The 15,283-nt window shown below is 72.3% G+C and carries 16 protein-coding genes; 13 read left to right on the top strand and 3 right to left on the bottom strand.

The features are described 5' to 3' along the window. Window positions 1-39 precede the first annotated feature (39 nt). From AB0C12_RS14800 to AB0C12_RS14785, 4 genes are all read left to right on the top strand, one after another. On the top strand, window positions 40-1,053 hold the full coding sequence (locus AB0C12_RS14800; protein WP_360547985.1) for a hypothetical protein: 1,014 nt from the start codon (window positions 40-42) through the stop codon (window positions 1,051-1,053). Between the two features lie 213 nt (window positions 1,054-1,266). Further along, the gene (locus tag AB0C12_RS14795; RefSeq protein ID WP_360547983.1) at window positions 1,267-2,814 is read left to right on the top strand and encodes an AAA family ATPase; all 1,548 of its coding nucleotides are present in this window, start codon (window positions 1,267-1,269) and stop codon (window positions 2,812-2,814) included. An 83-nt stretch (window positions 2,815-2,897) separates the two neighbouring features. Continuing rightward, window positions 2,898-6,434, top strand: a complete 3,537-nt coding sequence (gene dnaE, locus AB0C12_RS14790) for a DNA polymerase III subunit alpha (protein ID WP_360547981.1) — start codon at window positions 2,898-2,900, stop codon at window positions 6,432-6,434. A gap of 58 nt (window positions 6,435-6,492) precedes the next feature. Continuing rightward, on the top strand, window positions 6,493-7,386 hold the full coding sequence (locus AB0C12_RS14785) for a hypothetical protein (RefSeq protein ID WP_360547979.1): 894 nt from the start codon (window positions 6,493-6,495) through the stop codon (window positions 7,384-7,386). Here AB0C12_RS14785 and AB0C12_RS14780 read toward each other — a convergent pair. Continuing rightward, window positions 7,301-8,011 (bottom strand): LON peptidase substrate-binding domain-containing protein, encoded by a 711-nt coding sequence (locus tag AB0C12_RS14780; protein ID WP_360547977.1) that lies wholly within the window; start codon window positions 8,009-8,011, stop codon window positions 7,301-7,303. The genes AB0C12_RS14785 and AB0C12_RS14780 overlap by 86 nt on opposite strands. A 148-nt stretch (window positions 8,012-8,159) precedes the next feature. Here AB0C12_RS14780 and hisD point away from each other — a divergent pair, with 148 nt between their 5' ends. From hisD to AB0C12_RS14740, 8 genes are read left to right on the top strand one after another with little or no spacing between them, the layout of a single operon-like run. Continuing rightward, window positions 8,160-9,470: a histidinol dehydrogenase gene (gene hisD, locus AB0C12_RS14775; RefSeq protein WP_360547975.1), complete on the top strand. Its 1,311-nt coding sequence runs from the start codon at window positions 8,160-8,162 to the stop codon at window positions 9,468-9,470. Next, window positions 9,467-10,528 (top strand): histidinol-phosphate transaminase, encoded by a 1,062-nt coding sequence (locus AB0C12_RS14770; RefSeq protein WP_360547973.1) that lies wholly within the window; start codon window positions 9,467-9,469, stop codon window positions 10,526-10,528. The genes hisD and AB0C12_RS14770 overlap by 4 nt, the downstream gene beginning before the upstream one ends. Next, window positions 10,528-11,139, top strand: coding sequence for an imidazoleglycerol-phosphate dehydratase HisB (hisB, locus tag AB0C12_RS14765; protein ID WP_360547971.1), 612 nt, complete (start codon window positions 10,528-10,530; stop codon window positions 11,137-11,139). The genes AB0C12_RS14770 and hisB overlap by 1 nt, the downstream gene beginning before the upstream one ends. Further along, a complete protein-coding gene (locus AB0C12_RS14760; protein ID WP_360547969.1) occupies window positions 11,136-11,306 on the top strand; it encodes a hypothetical protein in 171 nt (56 codons plus the stop codon). The genes hisB and AB0C12_RS14760 overlap by 4 nt, the downstream gene beginning before the upstream one ends. Beyond that, complete coding sequence (hisH, locus tag AB0C12_RS14755; protein ID WP_360547967.1) at window positions 11,306-11,944, top strand: imidazole glycerol phosphate synthase subunit HisH; 639 nt, start codon at window positions 11,306-11,308, stop codon at window positions 11,942-11,944. Before AB0C12_RS14760 ends, hisH begins: the two co-directional genes overlap by 1 nt. Further along, on the top strand, window positions 11,941-12,261 hold the full coding sequence (locus tag AB0C12_RS14750) for a hypothetical protein (RefSeq protein WP_360547965.1): 321 nt from the start codon (window positions 11,941-11,943) through the stop codon (window positions 12,259-12,261). The genes hisH and AB0C12_RS14750 overlap by 4 nt, the downstream gene beginning before the upstream one ends. A 32-nt stretch (window positions 12,262-12,293) precedes the next feature. Then, the gene (gene priA / locus AB0C12_RS14745) at window positions 12,294-13,019 is read left to right on the top strand and encodes a bifunctional 1-(5-phosphoribosyl)-5-((5-phosphoribosylamino)methylideneamino)imidazole-4-carboxamide isomerase/phosphoribosylanthranilate isomerase PriA (RefSeq protein WP_360547963.1); all 726 of its coding nucleotides are present in this window, start codon (window positions 12,294-12,296) and stop codon (window positions 13,017-13,019) included. Beyond that, entirely contained in the window at window positions 13,016-13,393 is a 378-nt protein-coding gene (locus tag AB0C12_RS14740; RefSeq protein ID WP_360547961.1) for a Rid family hydrolase, read from the top strand. The genes priA and AB0C12_RS14740 overlap by 4 nt, the downstream gene beginning before the upstream one ends. A 6-nt stretch (window positions 13,394-13,399) precedes the next feature. Here the strand turns inward: AB0C12_RS14740 and AB0C12_RS14735 are convergent, their stop codons facing one another. After that, window positions 13,400-13,843, bottom strand: a complete 444-nt coding sequence (locus tag AB0C12_RS14735) for a nitroreductase/quinone reductase family protein (RefSeq protein WP_360547959.1) — start codon at window positions 13,841-13,843, stop codon at window positions 13,400-13,402. A gap of 51 nt (window positions 13,844-13,894) precedes the next feature. Between AB0C12_RS14735 and AB0C12_RS14730 the strand changes: the two genes are divergently transcribed. Continuing rightward, window positions 13,895-14,353 carry a MarR family transcriptional regulator gene (locus tag AB0C12_RS14730; protein ID WP_360547957.1) on the top strand — a complete coding sequence of 153 codons (459 nt, stop codon included), beginning with the start codon at window positions 13,895-13,897 and terminating at the stop codon, window positions 14,351-14,353. Here the strand turns inward: AB0C12_RS14730 and AB0C12_RS14725 are convergent. Continuing rightward, window positions 14,350-15,246, bottom strand: a complete 897-nt coding sequence (locus tag AB0C12_RS14725; RefSeq protein WP_360547955.1) for a LysR substrate-binding domain-containing protein — start codon at window positions 15,244-15,246, stop codon at window positions 14,350-14,352. The two genes, AB0C12_RS14730 and AB0C12_RS14725, sit on opposite strands and share 4 nt — an antisense overlap. Window positions 15,247-15,283: the final 37 nt, after the last annotated feature.

The raw sequence follows: 15,283 nt of genomic DNA, 5'->3' as shown, positions 1-15,283 counted from the left end.
CCGTCTGAGGGGGCGACCTCGATGAGGACAGGGGACAGGGTGCTTCCGCCGCTGACCCGCGGCCTGTCCCGCATCGGCACGGCCCCGTCCCGGTTGCGGATCCTCAGCGGGCTGGCCGTGGCCTCGGTGACCGCGCTGCTCATCGCCGTGGTCTGGGCGGCCGACCACGGGCCCGAGGCGGTCGATCCCAGCGGTGACGTGGTGCGGGTCGGGGTGGTCGAGGGCCAGTCCGTCTCCGGCTATCTGCGCTCCAGCCGCGGTGAGCTGGCCGCGCTGCTGCCCTCGTCGGGTTCGCCGGTGGCCGGGGAGACGTGGGCGCTGGTCAGCCTGCGGTCCTACCTGCCGCCGGACCAGCTGCAGGCGACCCTCGCCGGGGTCCCGGTGGCCGAGGTCTACGCCCGGGCACCCCTGCCGGGGGTACGCACCCCGGTGGTCAAGATGCCCGTCTACCGGATGCCGCAGGACGTGGTGACCGGCATGCTGAACGCCGCTCTGGCCCGGGACCAGGAGCAGGCCGACTATCAGAAGCTGGGCGAAGAGCTCGAGGGCGACGGCGTCGACCAGATCAGGCTGCGCCGGGCGTACGACAATGCCGCGCAGATCGCCGCCTCGGAGGCCGCCGCCTACCGCGCGCATTGCGCCTGTGTCTTCGCCGCCGTGGTGCGGGCCGCGCCCGCCGTGCTGGAGGATCTGGCCGGCCGCGCCGAGGTGCGGGTGGTCGATCCGGCCCCCGAGGTCCGCAGCCTGGACCGTACCGAGTTCCGCCCGGTCCGGCCGGAACAGACCACCACGGTCCCCGACGACCCGGAGTCGGGTGCGCCCACCGTGCCTTCGCGGTCGCGCAGTGTTGCCCCCGCCCGTACCGCGCCACTACCCTCATCGACCGGGGCTGCTGTGACATCGGCCTCACCCGACGGCCCCGTCCGGGGGCCCGGTCCGTCTGCCCCGGCAGTTCAGGAGAGCGCTGCCGTTGCCTCCGCGTCACCCGTGGGACCGGGTCCCGGCCAGCCGCCGACCGCCTCAGGAGCATCTCGCGACGCTTCTGGGCGTTGACATCCTGAACGACCGAGTCCTGTGGTGCGTACGGGTAGGTGCACGTGCACGTGGTTTCTGCCACTGGGTGATCAAGACTGCCGGGCATTTGCGGGTTCGGGGTGTGGCCTGAATAGGGTTGGCGTCCGTAGCCTGTCGGAGAACGGGCGGGCCCGTCAGGGCATCGGACAGGCGTCACAAGGGCACATCGAGTAGTCGCTGGGAGGACGAGCCGTGGATGGGACCGAGACCGGCTGGGGCCGGCCTGCGGAACCAGCCCCGCGTTGGCGGGCGCTGCTCGACCGCGCCCGGCACGGGTCCCGGACGGCCGACGAGGCCGAGACGGACCGTGAGGAAGCGGAGGCCGAGGCCCGCCGTACGGCGGGCGGCCAACCGTTGCCCGGACGTCCCGGCCGGCCCTTCAACCCGCTCGATCCCCGGCAGAGCGATCCCCGGCAGAGCGACCCGGCCCGTGGTGCCTTCGACCAGCGGCCGACGGAGCGCCGCCCGGTCAACCCGCTGGATCCGCGCCGTCCCGGCCGGGCCAGCCTGGGCGAGCGGCTGGGCCAGTCCGAGCCGCTGACGCCGCCGTCCGACCCGCGTCCGATGGATCCCCGGCCGGGCGAGCCCCGTCCCGAGCCGCGGCCGATGAATCCGCTCGCCGAGGCTCGCCGCCAGTCGCGGATCGGTGAGGGCTTCCAGTCCCGTTCGGCTCCCGAGGAGCCGCACAGCTTCTTCAATCCGGCCACCCGGTCCGTACCGTCGTCGATCGGTCGGGTCGCGCCCGAGTTGGCGCCCCCGCCGCCGAGCCGCGGCGCCGCCTCGGTCGGGTCCGCGTCGGTCATGCCGCCGCCGGTGGCCCCCGCGCCGCCTCCGCCGGCCCTGCGGCCGCCGCCCACCCCGGCCCCGGCCACCGCGCCCATGCCGACCTCGCCCGCGCCCGCGCGCATCGAGTGGCGGCAGGCCCGGCCCGAGCAGGAGGACCGCGCGGTCTCGGTGCTGCGCCGCAAGCTCGGCAAGCCGCGGGTGCTGGCGTTCGCCAATCCCAAGGGCGGCGTGCACAAGACGACCGCCACCGTGCTCGCCGCGGCCACCATCGGCAGCGTGCGCGGCCGGGGCGTGCTGGCCTGGGACGACAACGAGCTGCGGGGCACGCTGGGCCTGCGGGCCGGCAGTGCCCGGCACGCCCGCACGATCCGGCACCTGGTCAGTGAGCTGCTCGAGATCGAGAACATGCACGGCGAGCAGATGATGTCGCACCTGGACGACTTCCTGCGGCACGCCTCCGACGGCTCGTACGACGTGCTGGCCGGTGAGGAGAACCCCCGTTTCGCCCAGCGGCTCGACCAGAGCACGGTGCGCCGGGTGATGGATCTGCTGCGCCGCACCCACGACGTGATCTGCGTCGACACCGGCAACAACGTCGAGAGCGTCAACTGGCAGACCGTGATGCGCAGCGCCGACCAGCTGGTCATCACCACGGTGCCGCGCGAGGACGCCGCGTTCACCGCCGACTGGATGCTGGACGTGCTCAACGAGACCGGCATGGAGGATCTGGTCGCCAACGCGGTGACGTTGATCTCCTGTCCGTCGCCCGGCAAGCTGCCCCTGCTCGACGATCTGGCCAAGCATTTCGCCACCCGCACGCGGGCCGTCGCGGTGGTCCCGTACGACCCCGCGCTCGAGGTCGGGTCATCGATCGAGTACAGCGTGCTCCAGCCGGAGACCCGCCAGGCGTGGCTGCGCGCCGCGGCTGTGATGATCGAGCCATTCGCCGAATAGATCGGGTGTCAGCGGTGCCTCGCGGGGCCGCACCGGACTAGGCTCTGGCGAGTCCGGAAACGCCGCGGCAAAGGGGGCCCTGGGTGTCTGACTCGTTCGTGCATCTCCACGTGCACACCGAGTATTCGATGCTCGACGGCGCCGCCCGGGTCAAGGATCTGCTCGCCGAGGCCAACCGCCTCGGCATGCCGGCCGCGGCGATCACCGACCACGGCAACATGCACGGGGCGTACGACTTCTACAAGCAGGCCACGGCGGCCGGGGTCACCCCGGTGATCGGTGTCGAGGCGTACGTCGCCCCCGAGTCGCGGCTGACCAAGAGCCGGATCAAGTGGGGCCGCCCGGAGCAGAAGGGCGACGACGTCGCCGGCAACGGTGCGTACACCCACATGACCATGTGGGCCCGCAACGCCGTCGGGCTGAAGAACCTGTTCCGGCTCAACTCGCGGGCCTCCATCGAGGGCCAGCTCGGCAAGTACCCCCGGATGGACTTCGACATCATCGCCGAGCACGCCGAGGGCATCATGGGCACCACCGGCTGCCCGTCCGGCGCCGTGCAGACCCGGCTGCGACTGGGCCAGTTCGACGAGGCGCTCAAGTCCGCGGCGATGTACCAGGAAGCCCTGGGCCGGGAGAACTACTTCCTCGAGATCATGGACCACGGCCTGTCGATCGAGAAGCGGGTCCGCGACGGCCTGCTGGACATCGGCCGCAAGCTCAACATCCCGCCGCTGGTCACCAACGACTCGCACTACACGCACGAGGCCCAGGCCGAGGCGCACGACGTGCTGCTGTGCGTGCAGACCGGCAGCAACGTCGCCGACCCCAACCGGTTCCGCTTCGACGGCGCCGGCTACTTCGTCAAGTCGGCCGACCAGATGCGCGCGGTCGACTCGTCCGACGCCTGGCTGGAGGGCTGCCGCAACACCCTGCTGGTGGCCGAGCGGGTGGACACCGACGGCATGTTCTCCTTCAAGAACCTGATGCCCCGCTTCCCGGTCCCGGACGGGCACACCGAGGAGTCCTGGTTCCGCCACGAGGCGTTCGAGGGGCTCAAGCGCCGCTTCCCCGGCGGCATCCCGGAGACGCACCTCAAGCAGGCGGAGTACGAGCTCGGGATCATCATCCAGATGGGCTTCCCGTCGTACTTCCTCGTGGTCGCCGACTTCATCCAGTGGTCCAAGCGCAACGGCATCGCGGTCGGTCCGGGTCGTGGCTCGGCCGCCGGCTCGCTGATCGCGTACGCGATGGGCATCACCGACCTGGACCCGCTGCCGCACGGGCTGATCTTCGAGCGCTTCCTCAACCCGGAGCGCGTCTCCATGCCCGATGTCGACATCGACTTCGACGAGCGCCGGCGCGGCGAGGTCATCCGGTACGTGACCGAGCGCTGGGGCGAGGACAAGGTCGCCCAGATCGCGACCTTCGGCACGATCAAGGCCAAGGCCGCGATCAAGGACTCGGCCCGGGTGCTGGGTTACCCGTACGCGGTGGGCGACCGGATCACCAAGGCCATGCCGCCCGCCGTGATGGGCAAGGACATCCCGCTCTCCGGCATCTTCGACAAGGACCACAAGCGCTACAGCGAGGCCGGCGAGATCCGCGCGCTGTACGACACCGATCCGGACGTCAAGAAGGTCATCGACACCGCCCGGGGCATCGAGGGCCTGATCCGGCAGACCGGTGTGCACGCGGCCGGCGTCATCATGAGCGCCGAGCCGATCATCGACCACATCCCGTTGATGCGGCGCCCGGCCGACGGCGCGATCATCACGCAGTTCGACTATCCGACCTGCGAGACGCTGGGCCTGCTCAAGATGGACTTCCTGGGCCTGCGCAACCTGACGATCATCGACGATGCGGTCAAGAACATCGAGCTCAACCACGGCAAGAAGATCGACCTGCTGGCGCTGCCGCTGGACGACAAGCCGACGTACGACCTGCTGGCCCGCGGCGACACGCTGGGCGTGTTCCAGCTCGACGGTGGCCCGATGCGCTCGCTGCTGCGGCTGATGAAGCCGGACAACTTCGAGGACATCTCCGCGGTGCTGGCGCTCTACCGGCCCGGACCGATGGGTGCCGACTCGCACACCAACTACGCGCTGCGCAAGAACAAGCTGCAGGAGATCACCCCGATCCACCCCGAGCTGGAGGAACCGCTCGAGGAGATCCTCGGCCCGACGTACGGCCTGATCGTCTACCAGGAGCAGGTGCAGCGCGCCGCGCAGAAGCTGGCCGGCTATTCGCTGGGCCAGGCCGACCTGCTGCGCCGGGCCATGGGTAAGAAGAAGCGCGAGGTCCTCGACAAGGAGTACGTCTCCTTCCGCGACGGCATGAAGCAGCGCAACTACTCCGACGCCGCGATCAAGGCCCTCTGGGACGTCCTGGTCCCGTTCGCCGACTACGCCTTCAACAAGGCCCACACCGCCGGGTACGGCCTGGTGTCCTACTGGACCGGCTACCTCAAGGCCAACTACCCGGCCGAGTACATGGCCGGCCTGCTCACCAGCGTCGGTGACGACAAGGACAAGATGGCGATGTACCTGGCCGACTGCCGGCGCATGGGCATCCAGGTGCTGCCGCCGGACGTCAACCAGTCCGCCGGCCCGTTCACCCCGGTCGGCAAGAACATCCGCTTCGGCCTGGCCGCGGTCCGCAACGTCGGGCACAACGTCGTGGACGCGATCGTGCGCTGCCGCAAGGAGAAGGGCGACTACGGGGACTTCTACGAGTTCCTGTCCAAGGTGGACGCCGTCGCCTGCAACAAGAAGACGGTGGAATCGCTGATCAAGGCCGGTGCCTTCGACTCGATGGGGCACACCCGCAAGGGGCTGCTCGCCGTGCACGCCGAGGCGATCGACGCGTACGCGGACGTGAAGAAGAACGAGGCGGCCGGCCAGTTCGACCTGTTCGCCTCGTTCGGCGAGGACTCCGGCGCGGGCAGCGCGGCCACCGTCGCCATGCCCACGATCGGCGACAGCGAGTGGGACAAGCGCGACAAGCTGGCCTTCGAGCGCGAGATGCTCGGCCTCTACGTCTCCGACCACCCCCTGGCCGGTCTCGAGCAGTTGCTGCACAACTCGGCCGACACGACCATCGCCGCCCTCAACGAGGAAGGCTCGGTGCCGGACGGGCAGGTCGTCACCCTCGCCGGCATCCTCACCGGGGTGCAGCGCCGGATCACCAAGCAGGGCCGGGCCTGGGCCTCGGCCACGCTGGAGGACCTGGCCGGCGGCGTCGAGGCGCTGTTCTTCCCGAACACGTACGAGGTGATCGGCCAGTACATCGCCGAGGACGCCATCGTCATCGTCAAGGGCCGGGTGGACCGCCGCGACGACACCCCGCGGATCATGGCGATGGACATGTCGATGCCCGACGTCACCCACAACCCGGACAGCAAGCCGATCACCCTGACCATGCCGATCACCCGGTGCACCCCGCCGCTGGTCGACGAGCTCAAGGAGATCCTGGTCAGCCACCCGGGCGACGCCGAGGTGCACGTCCACCTGCAGAACGGCAGCCGCACCACGATCTTCCGGCTGGGCGCGGTACGGGTGGCCCCGACGCCGGCGTTGCGGGCCGACCTGAAGATGATCCTCGGTCCGTCGGCGGTCCTCTGATGCCCACTGCCGCGGTGCTCGCCACCGGGCACCCGGGCGGACCTGGCAGGATCGGGGAGTGAACCCCAGCCAGGAGCCGGGCCCCCCGCGCTACGAGCAGGCCCCGCACTACGGGCCGGGCCAGCCGTATGAGCAGGGCCGGTCTTACGACCAGGGCCAGCCGTACGACACGCCGGCCTACCCGTACGGCGAGCCCGTCGACGCCATGGGCTGGGGGCCGGCGCGGCCGAAGCGGCGGCCGTTACGCCGTACCGTGCTTGTCGCGGTCTTGATCACGGCCGCGATGGCCGTCGCCGGCGCCCCGCTCGGCCTGCTCTGGTCCTGGCTCGCGCCGACCGTCCCGGTGATCAACGCCGGGCAGAACGGCATCGTGGTCAATGACCCGTCGCCGGAGGAGTACATCGCGGCGGACGCCTGGTTCACCCTGATCAGCTTCGCCTTCGGGCTGCTCGCCGCCGTGCTGATCTGGCTGGTCCTGCGGCGCGACCGGGGCCCCGGCCTGCTGCTCGGAGTGGCCCTGGGCGGGCTGGCCAGCACGCTGGTGATGTGGCAGGCCGGCCGGCTGGTCGGGCTGGCCGCCTGGAACGACTGGCAGGACAGCTCCACCGCCGGGCAGACCTACGCCCGGCCGCCGGACCTGCACGCGCACGGCGCGCTGCTGGTGGCCGCCTTCGCCGCGGTGATCGTGACCACGCTGCTGGCCGGCTGGTCCAACGACCCGGACCTGGAACTGCCGGGAGCCAAGCCGGGCTACGGCCACGACCTGCCGGCCGGGCCCGGTTCTGGCGGGCCCTATGCGGGTGGGCCCGGCTCGGCCGAGCCCCACGCGGGCGGGTTCGGGCCGGACGGTTCCGGGTCGGGCGGCTTCAGTTCGGGCTCACCGGCCGGGCCAGATCCGACAGCGGCACCGGCACCGCCCGCACCTTGGCCAGCAGACCCGCCTCGCGGTTGAGCAGCCGCAGCTCGGTGCGCAGCCGGGTGGCGGTGTCGACCGCGCCCAGCAGCTCCTGGCGCTCCTCGGTGGTGAGCTGCGCGGTGGCCGCCACCAGGTGGGAGAGCACCGTGGGGTCGTCGGGGACCTGGTCGAGCACCTCGGAGTCGGGCCGCAGCAGGTCCAGGTAGGTGCGGAAGGCGGCCAGCACCCGCGGGGCGAGCAGCGCCGACACCGGGTCGCCGCTCTCCTCGTCGGGCAGCCACTCCACCTCGGCGGTCAGGTACGGATGGGTGTCCGCCGCGATCGCGAGCACCCGGAAGCGCCGGCGGCCGACGGTGACGATGTCGAAACGGCCGTCGGGCAGCTCGGTGACCTGGCGCAGCTCCGCCGTGCAGCCGACGCCGTAGAGCTGCTCAGGGGTGATCGCCGCCTCGTCGGCCGGGCGCTCGGCGTCACCCTCGGGGGTGGCGACCTCCCAGCCGTACCGGAGGGTCACCACACCGAACTCGTGCGGTTCGTCGTCCGTCGTCGCGACGAGATCGCGCACGAGCGTTCGGTATCGCTCCTCGAAGATGTGCAAGGGCAGGACCAGGCCGGGAAAGAGCACCGTGCCCAGCGGGAAGACCGGGATAATCGCGCCCACGGTGCGAGCGTATCGGCCCGGTAGCTGTCCGCGCGCGCCCCGTCCCGGTGATCTTCAATTCGGCTCGGCGCAAAAGCCGCAAAGGTCTCCTTCCCAGTGCCTGGAATGCCGCCCGGGGGCCGGCCGCGGGGCCGCCTAGACTTGACCCGTGCTGAATCGGATCGACCTGCGCGGCTCCCGTCGGGACCCCCGCGGTCTGCTGCCCCGTGCCCAGCTCGACGTGTCCGCTGCCGTCGAGAAGATCCGCCCCGTCGTGACGGCGGTTCGCGAGCATGGGTTCTCGGCGATCCGGGAGGCCACGGAGAGGTTCGACGGCGTCGTGCTCGAGCGGCTGCGGGTGCCGCTGGCCGCGATCACCGCCGCCGCCGAGGAGCTCGACCCCGACGTCCGGGCCGCCCTGCTGGTGGCCATCGAACGCGCCCGCAAGGTGCACGGCGACCAGCGGCGCACCGACGTGACCACCCAGGTGGTGCCCGGCGGCACCGTCACCGAGCGGCACGTCCCGGTGTCCCGCGTGGGTCTCTACGTTCCTGGCGGACTGGCCGTCTATCCGTCCACCGTGGTGATGAACGTGGTGCCCGCCCAGGTCGCCGGCGTCGAGTCGCTGGTGGTGGCCAGCCCGCCGCAGCCGGAGAACGGCGGCCTGCCCGACGCCCGGGTGCTCGCCGCGTGCGCACTGCTCGGCGTCGAAGAGGTGTACGCCGTCGGCGGCGCCCAGGCCGTCGCGATGCTCGGCTACGGCTCGGACGGCGTCGACGAGACCGACCGCTGCGAGCCGGTCGACGTGATCACCGGCCCGGGCAACATCTGGGTCACCGCGGCCAAGCGCCTGCTGCAGGGCACGGTCGGCATCGACGCCGAGGCCGGCCCGACCGAGATCGCGATCCTCGCCGACGAAACGGCCTCGCCCGCGCACGTCGCGGCCGACCTGATCAGCCAGGCCGAGCACGACCCGGTCGCCGCCAGCGTGCTGGTCACCGACTCGCCGGAGCTGGCCGAGGCGGTCGAGGCGCAGCTGGCCGTGCAGGTGCCGGCGACCAAGCACGAGGCCCGGGTGCGCGAGGCGCTCGGCGGCCGCCAGTCCGGCGTCGTGCTGGTCGACGACCTGGAGCAGGGCCTGCGGGTGGTCGACGCGTACGCGGCCGAGCACCTGGAGATCCAGACCCGCGACGCCCGCACGTGGGCGATGCGGGTGCGCAACGCCGGGGCCATCTTCGTCGGCGCCTACTCGCCGGTCTCGCTCGGTGACTACGCCGCCGGTTCCAACCACGTATTGCCGACCGCCGGTTGCGCGCGGCACTCCTCCGGCCTGTCCGTGCAGTCGTTCCTGCGCGGCATCCACGTGGTCGAATACGACGAGGCGGCGCTGCGTGACGTCGCTCCGCACGTGGTGGCCCTGGCCAACGCCGAGGACCTGCCGGCCCACGGGCAGGCCGTGACCGCGAGGTTCCCCTCGTGACCACGATCGACGACCTGCCCATCCGGGACGACCTGCGGGGCAAGTCGCCGTACGGGGCGCCGCAGCTCGACGTCGCCGTCCGGCTCAACACCAACGAGAATTCGTACCCGGTGCCCGACGCCGTGGTGGAGGCGATCGGCAAGGCCGTGCAGGCCGAGCTGCGTGACCTCAACCGCTACCCGGACCGGGACGCGGTCGCGTTGCGCACCGATCTCGCCGGCTACCTCGGCCACGGGCTGGCCACGGCGCACCTGTGGGCGGCCAACGGCTCCAACGAGGTCCAGCAGCAGCTGCTGCAGGCGTTCGCCGGTCCGGGCCGCACCGCGCTGGGCTTCGGCCCGTCGTACTCGATGCACCCGCTGCTGGCCGCCGGCACCGGCACCCGCTGGATCGGCGCGCTGCGCGACCCCGACTTCGGGCTCACCCCGGAGGCGGCCGTCGAGCAGATCGACCGGCACGCGCCGGACCTGGTGTTCCTCTGCTCGCCCAACAACCCGACCGGCACGGCCCTGGACCCGTCGGTGGTCGAGGCCGTGCTGGCCGCGGCGCCGGGCATGGTCGTCGTCGACGAGGCGTACGCGGAGTTCGCCCGGCCCGGCACGCCCAGCGCGCTCGCCTCGCTGCCCGGCCACCCGCGCCTGGTCGTCACCCGCACGATGAGCAAGGCGTTCGGCTTCGCCGGCGGGCGCCTCGGTTATCTGGCCGCCGACCCGGCCGTGGTCGACGCCGTCCAGCTCGTCCGCCTGCCGTACCACCTGTCGTCGCTGACCCAGGCGGCCGCGCGAGCCGCCCTCGCGCACCGCGGTGCCCTGCTCGTCACCGTCGACGCGATCAAGGAGCAGCGCGACCGGATCGTCGCCACCCTGCGGGCGCGGGGCATCCGGGTCGCCGACAGCGACGCGAACTTCGTGCTCTTCGAGGTCGGCGGCGATCAGCACGAGGCCTGGCAGCGCCTGCTGGACCGCGGGGTGCTGGTCCGCGACGTCGGCCTGCCCGGCTGGCTGCGGGTCACCGCCGGCACAGCATCCGAAACCGACGCCTTCCTGGGAGCCTTGTAGTGAGCCGTACCGCGCGCATCGAGCGCGTCACCAATGAGACCAAGGTGCTCGTCGAGATCGACCTCGACGGCACCGGTAAGGGCGACCTGGCCACCGGCGTGGGGTTCTACGACCACATGCTCAACCAGCTGGCCAAGCACGGCGGCTTCGACCTGACCGTGCGCACCGAGGGCGACCTCGAGATCGACGCGCACCACACGATGGAGGACACGGCCATTGCGCTGGGCGAGGCCTTCGCGCGGGCGCTCGGCGACAAGGCCGGCATCCGGCGGTACGGCTCGGCGACCATCCCGATGGACGAGGTGCTGGTCCGCGCGGCCGTCGACCTGTCCGGCCGGCCGTACGTGGTGCACGAGGAGCCGGAGCTGGCGCCGTACATCGGGCCGGTCTACCCGACCAGTATGACCCGGCACATCTTCGAGTCGTTCGGCCACGCGGCCAAGGTGACGCTGCACGTCAGCGTGCTGCGCGCGGCCCGCGACGGCGGCAAGGCGGACGCCCACCACGTGGTGGAGACGCAGTTCAAGGCGTTCTCGCGGGCGCTGCGCGAGGCAGTGGAGATCGACCCGCGCAATGCCGGCGCGCTGCCGTCGACGAAGGGCGTGCTGTGAGCAGCATCGTCCCGATCCTGCTGCTCGGGCTGGGCGGCATGCTCGTCGGCGGGGTGATCTCGCTGTCCCGGCAGGGCGCCACCAAATTCAGCATCGGCCTGGTTGCCGCGCTGGCGGTGCTGGCGCTGGCCGGTGGCGTCCTCTGGCTGATCCCGGGAGACAGCTGATGAGCAATGTGGTGATCCTGGACTACGGTTCCGGAAATCTGCGGTCCGCCGAGCGGGCTGTCGCGCGTACCGGGGCCGACGTGACGGTGACCGACGACCTGGCCGCCGCGGCCGCCGCGGACGGCCTGGTCGTGCCCGGGGTGGGCGCCTACGCGGCGTGCATGGCCGGCATCGAGAAGCTCGGGGCGGGCCCGGTCATCGCCGAGCGGGTCGCCGCCGGTAAGCCGGTGCTGGGCATCTGCGTCGGCATGCAGATCCTGTTCGAGTCCGGCGTCGAGCACGGCGTCGAGACCCGGGGCCTGGGCCTGCTGCCGGGCGCGGTGACCCGGCTGGCCGCCCGGCGCATCCCGCACATGGGGTGGAACACGGTGTCCGTGCCGGACGGTTCGGTGCTGCTCGACGGGCTGTCGGCGACGACCCGGTTCTACTTCGTCCACTCGTACGCGGCGTCGGACCTCGGTGCGCTGCAGGCCGTCGGGGCCCGGGTGACGACGGCCGCGCATGACCAGCCGTTCGCCGCTGTCGTGGAGCACGGCCCGCTGTCGGCGGCGCAGTTCCACCCGGAGAAGTCCTCCGACGCCGGGTACGCGCTGCTCAGCAACTGGGTGTCGGGTCTGCCCTCCGCCGCCGTACGGTGAGCAAGGAGCGCGCCCGGCGGCGGGCCGAGCGGCTCGCCGTCCTGGAGAAGGAGAAGGCCGTCCGGGCCCGCCGGTCCACCCGGCGGCAACGCCGCCGCGCCCTGGTGCGTTCCCTCAAGCTCAAGCGCCGCCCCAGCTCCGGCACCCTGTACAAGCGCAGCCGGGCCCAGCGCACCGGCATCGCGGTCATCCCGTTGATCGCGGCGCTGGCCGTGTGGTTCCTGGTGCCGGAGCTCGCGCTGCGCCTCGTGCTCATCGCCATGATCGTCCTGGTGCTGCCGGCCCTGGTGGTCGTGGTGCTGGGCCGCCGTTTCTGACCGTTCCCGCTGTCCTTGATCGGAGTTCCGCTGTGACCCTCACCCTGCTGCCCGCTGTCGACGTCGCCGACGGTCAGGCGGTTCGCCTCGTCCAGGGCGCCGCGGGCTCGGAGACGAGCTACGGCGACCCGCTCGAGGCGGCGCTGGCCTGGCAGAACGACGGCGCGGAGTGGGTGCACCTGGTCGACCTCGACGCCGCGTTCGGCCGGGGCTCGAACGCCGTGCAGCTGGCCGACGTGATCAGCCGGCTCGACGTGAAGGTGGAGCTCTCCGGCGGCATCCGCGACGACGCGTCGCTGCGCGCGGCCCTGGCCACCGGCGCCGCCCGGGTCAACATCGGCACGGCGGCGCTGGAGGACCCGGAGTGGTGCGACCGGATCTGCGCCGAGTACGGCGACCGGGTGGCGATCGGGCTCGACGTGCGCGGCCGTACCCTCGCGGCCCGGGGCTGGACCCGCGAGGGCGGCGACCTCTTCGAGATCCTGGAGCGCCTCGACAAGGCCGGCGCGGCCCGGTACGTGGTCACGGACATCACCAAGGACGGCACGATGCGCGGCCCGAACCTGGACCTGCTGCGCGAGGTGTGCGCCCGGACCGACAAGCCGGTGATCGCCAGCGGCGGCGTGTCCACCCTGGACGACCTGCGCGCCCTGGCCACGCTGGAGCCGATCGGGGTCGAGGGCGTGATCGCGGGCAAGGCGCTCTACGCCGGCGCGTTCACGGTCCGCGAGGCGATCGAGGCGCTGGCCGCGGCATGATCACCCGTTTCGGCTCGGGCGGTCCGTGGGAGGAGCGCTACGGCTACTCCCGCGTGGTGCGAGCCGGCAACCTGCTGGTCACCGCCGGCTGCACGGCCACGGTGGACGGGGTCGTGACGGGGATCGGCGATCCGCGGGCGCAGGCGCTGACGGCGTTCGGGATCGCGCTGGACGCGCTGGCCGGGGCGGGTGCGGGGATCGAGAGTGTGATCCGCACCCGGATGTATGTGACCGACGCGGCGTACTCGGATGCGGTGGCGGGGGCGCACGGGTCGCTGTTCGCGGCGGTACGGCCGGTGGCGACACTGGTCGTGGTCGCGGGCCTGCTCGACCCCCAGCACCTGGTGGAGGTCGAGGTCGAGGCGTACGTCTGAACGGCGTCAATCGATCCGGAAGACCGCGACCCGGTCCGCGATGGCCTCGAACTGGTGCGGGTCGGCCCGCTCGACCAGCCCGAGCTGCACGAAGAACGGCACCCCGGTCGGCACCTCGGCCGGGAACGCCCGCAGCACCGCGCGGGCCACCGCCGGATCGTCGATCTCCGTGAGGGTCACGTCCGAGCGGCGGCGTCCCCGGGCCAGCACACCGCGTCCCGCCGCGCGGACGTTGCCGGCCCAGTCGCTGCGCGGCGCCGCGGCGACGACGTAGCGGCAGCCGTCGACGGTCAGCGGGGACACCGGTGTGGTGCGGGGCTTGCCGCTGCGGCGTCCCGGCACGGTGAGCACCTCGATCGTGCCCAGGGACAGCCCCAGCCGGTTGAGGGCCCGGACCACCCGGTTGGCCACTGGCAGCCACGACGGCAGGGCCGGCTTCGGCTCGACCATGACAGTTCCCTTCGAGTGTCGAAGTAATCCGGCTACGGTAAACTCCTTCGAGTGTCGAAGCAAATGCGGGATGCCGCCGTCCGGGCCGCGGCCGACTTCGGAGCCGCGAACGACCTGGTGGACGAGGCGGCCGCCGGCGCCATCGGGGTCAACCGCACCGATCTGCGCATCCTCGGGCTGATCAGCGAGCACGGACCGCTGTCCGCGGCCGCCCTGGCCGGGGCGGCCAAGCTCAGCCCGGCCGCGACCACCACGGCGATCCAGCGGCTGGCCGCGGCGGGCCACCTGACCCGTACGGTGGACGAGAACGACCGGCGGCGGGCCGTGGTGGCGCTGACCCCGGGCGCCGAGGAGCTGATCGGTCGCGTCTACGGTCCGGTCGAGCGGGCCGGGCGTCGGGTGCTGGCCGCTTACTCCCCGGAGGAGCTCGCCCTGATCACCGGCTTCCTGCGCCGCGGCATCGACATGCAGCTGGCCGAGGCCGACCGGATCCGCACGATGACGGCTTAGGAGGTCTCCCGGCGGCGCCAGGCCTCGCGGAGGACGGCGACCGCGGCCGGCACCGCGGGCCGGGCCGCCGAGGCCTCCCGCCAGGCCACCACCACCCGCCGGGCCGGCACCGGCCGCACCGGCACCACCCGCACCCCGGCCGGCAGCGGCGGCCGGGCCAGCCGCGGGACGACCGCGATCCCCAGCCCCGCCGCGATCAACGTCAGCTGCGTCTCGAACTCGCCCACGTGGAAGTCCGGCCGCACCCCCGGCACCACCCGCACCAGCCACTCGTGACAGATGTCCCCGGCCTTCGCCGCGATCCACCGCTCGTCGCGCAACTGCGTCAGCCGCACCTCGCGACCCGCCGCCAACCGGTGGCCGTCCGGCACGACCAGATCGCCCACGTCCCGGCCGAGCTCCACATGCGTGACCCCCGGCGGATAGCGCAGCGCGACCTCCGGCCAGTCGTCCAGCACCGCCAGATCCACGTGCCCGCGCCGCAGCATCTCCAGGCCCTCGTGCGGGCTCACCTCCACCAGGCCCGTCGTCAGCTGCGGGTGCTCGGTGGCCAGGCGGTGCAACGCGTACGGCAGCAGCGCCCGGCACGCCGTCGCGAAGGCCGCCACCTCCAGCCGGCCGATGACCGTGTCTCGATGGGCCGCCAGTGCCGCCTCGGCCTCGTCGACGCCGGCCAGCACCCGTTCGGCGTGACCGGCGAGCATCCGGCCGGCCTCGGTCAGCCGCAGCCGGCGGCCGTCCTTCTCCACCAGGGTGGCCCCGGTCTCGCGTTCCAGCTTGGCGAGCTGCTGCGACACGGCCGACGGCGTGCAGTGCAGCGCCTCCCCGGCCGCCAGTACCGTCCCGTAGCTGGCCACGGCGTGCAGGGCGCGGAGCCGACCCAGATCGATCATGTAGTCACGCTACATCGTCGCTGTAGCACTATTCGCT

The organism is Actinoplanes sp. NPDC048967 (assembly GCF_040649415.1).
In the GTDB taxonomy this organism is placed as follows: domain Bacteria; phylum Actinomycetota; class Actinomycetes; order Mycobacteriales; family Micromonosporaceae; genus Actinoplanes.
The sequence above is the reverse complement of the archived record's forward strand: the minus strand, read 5'-3'. Positions and strand labels throughout refer to the sequence as shown.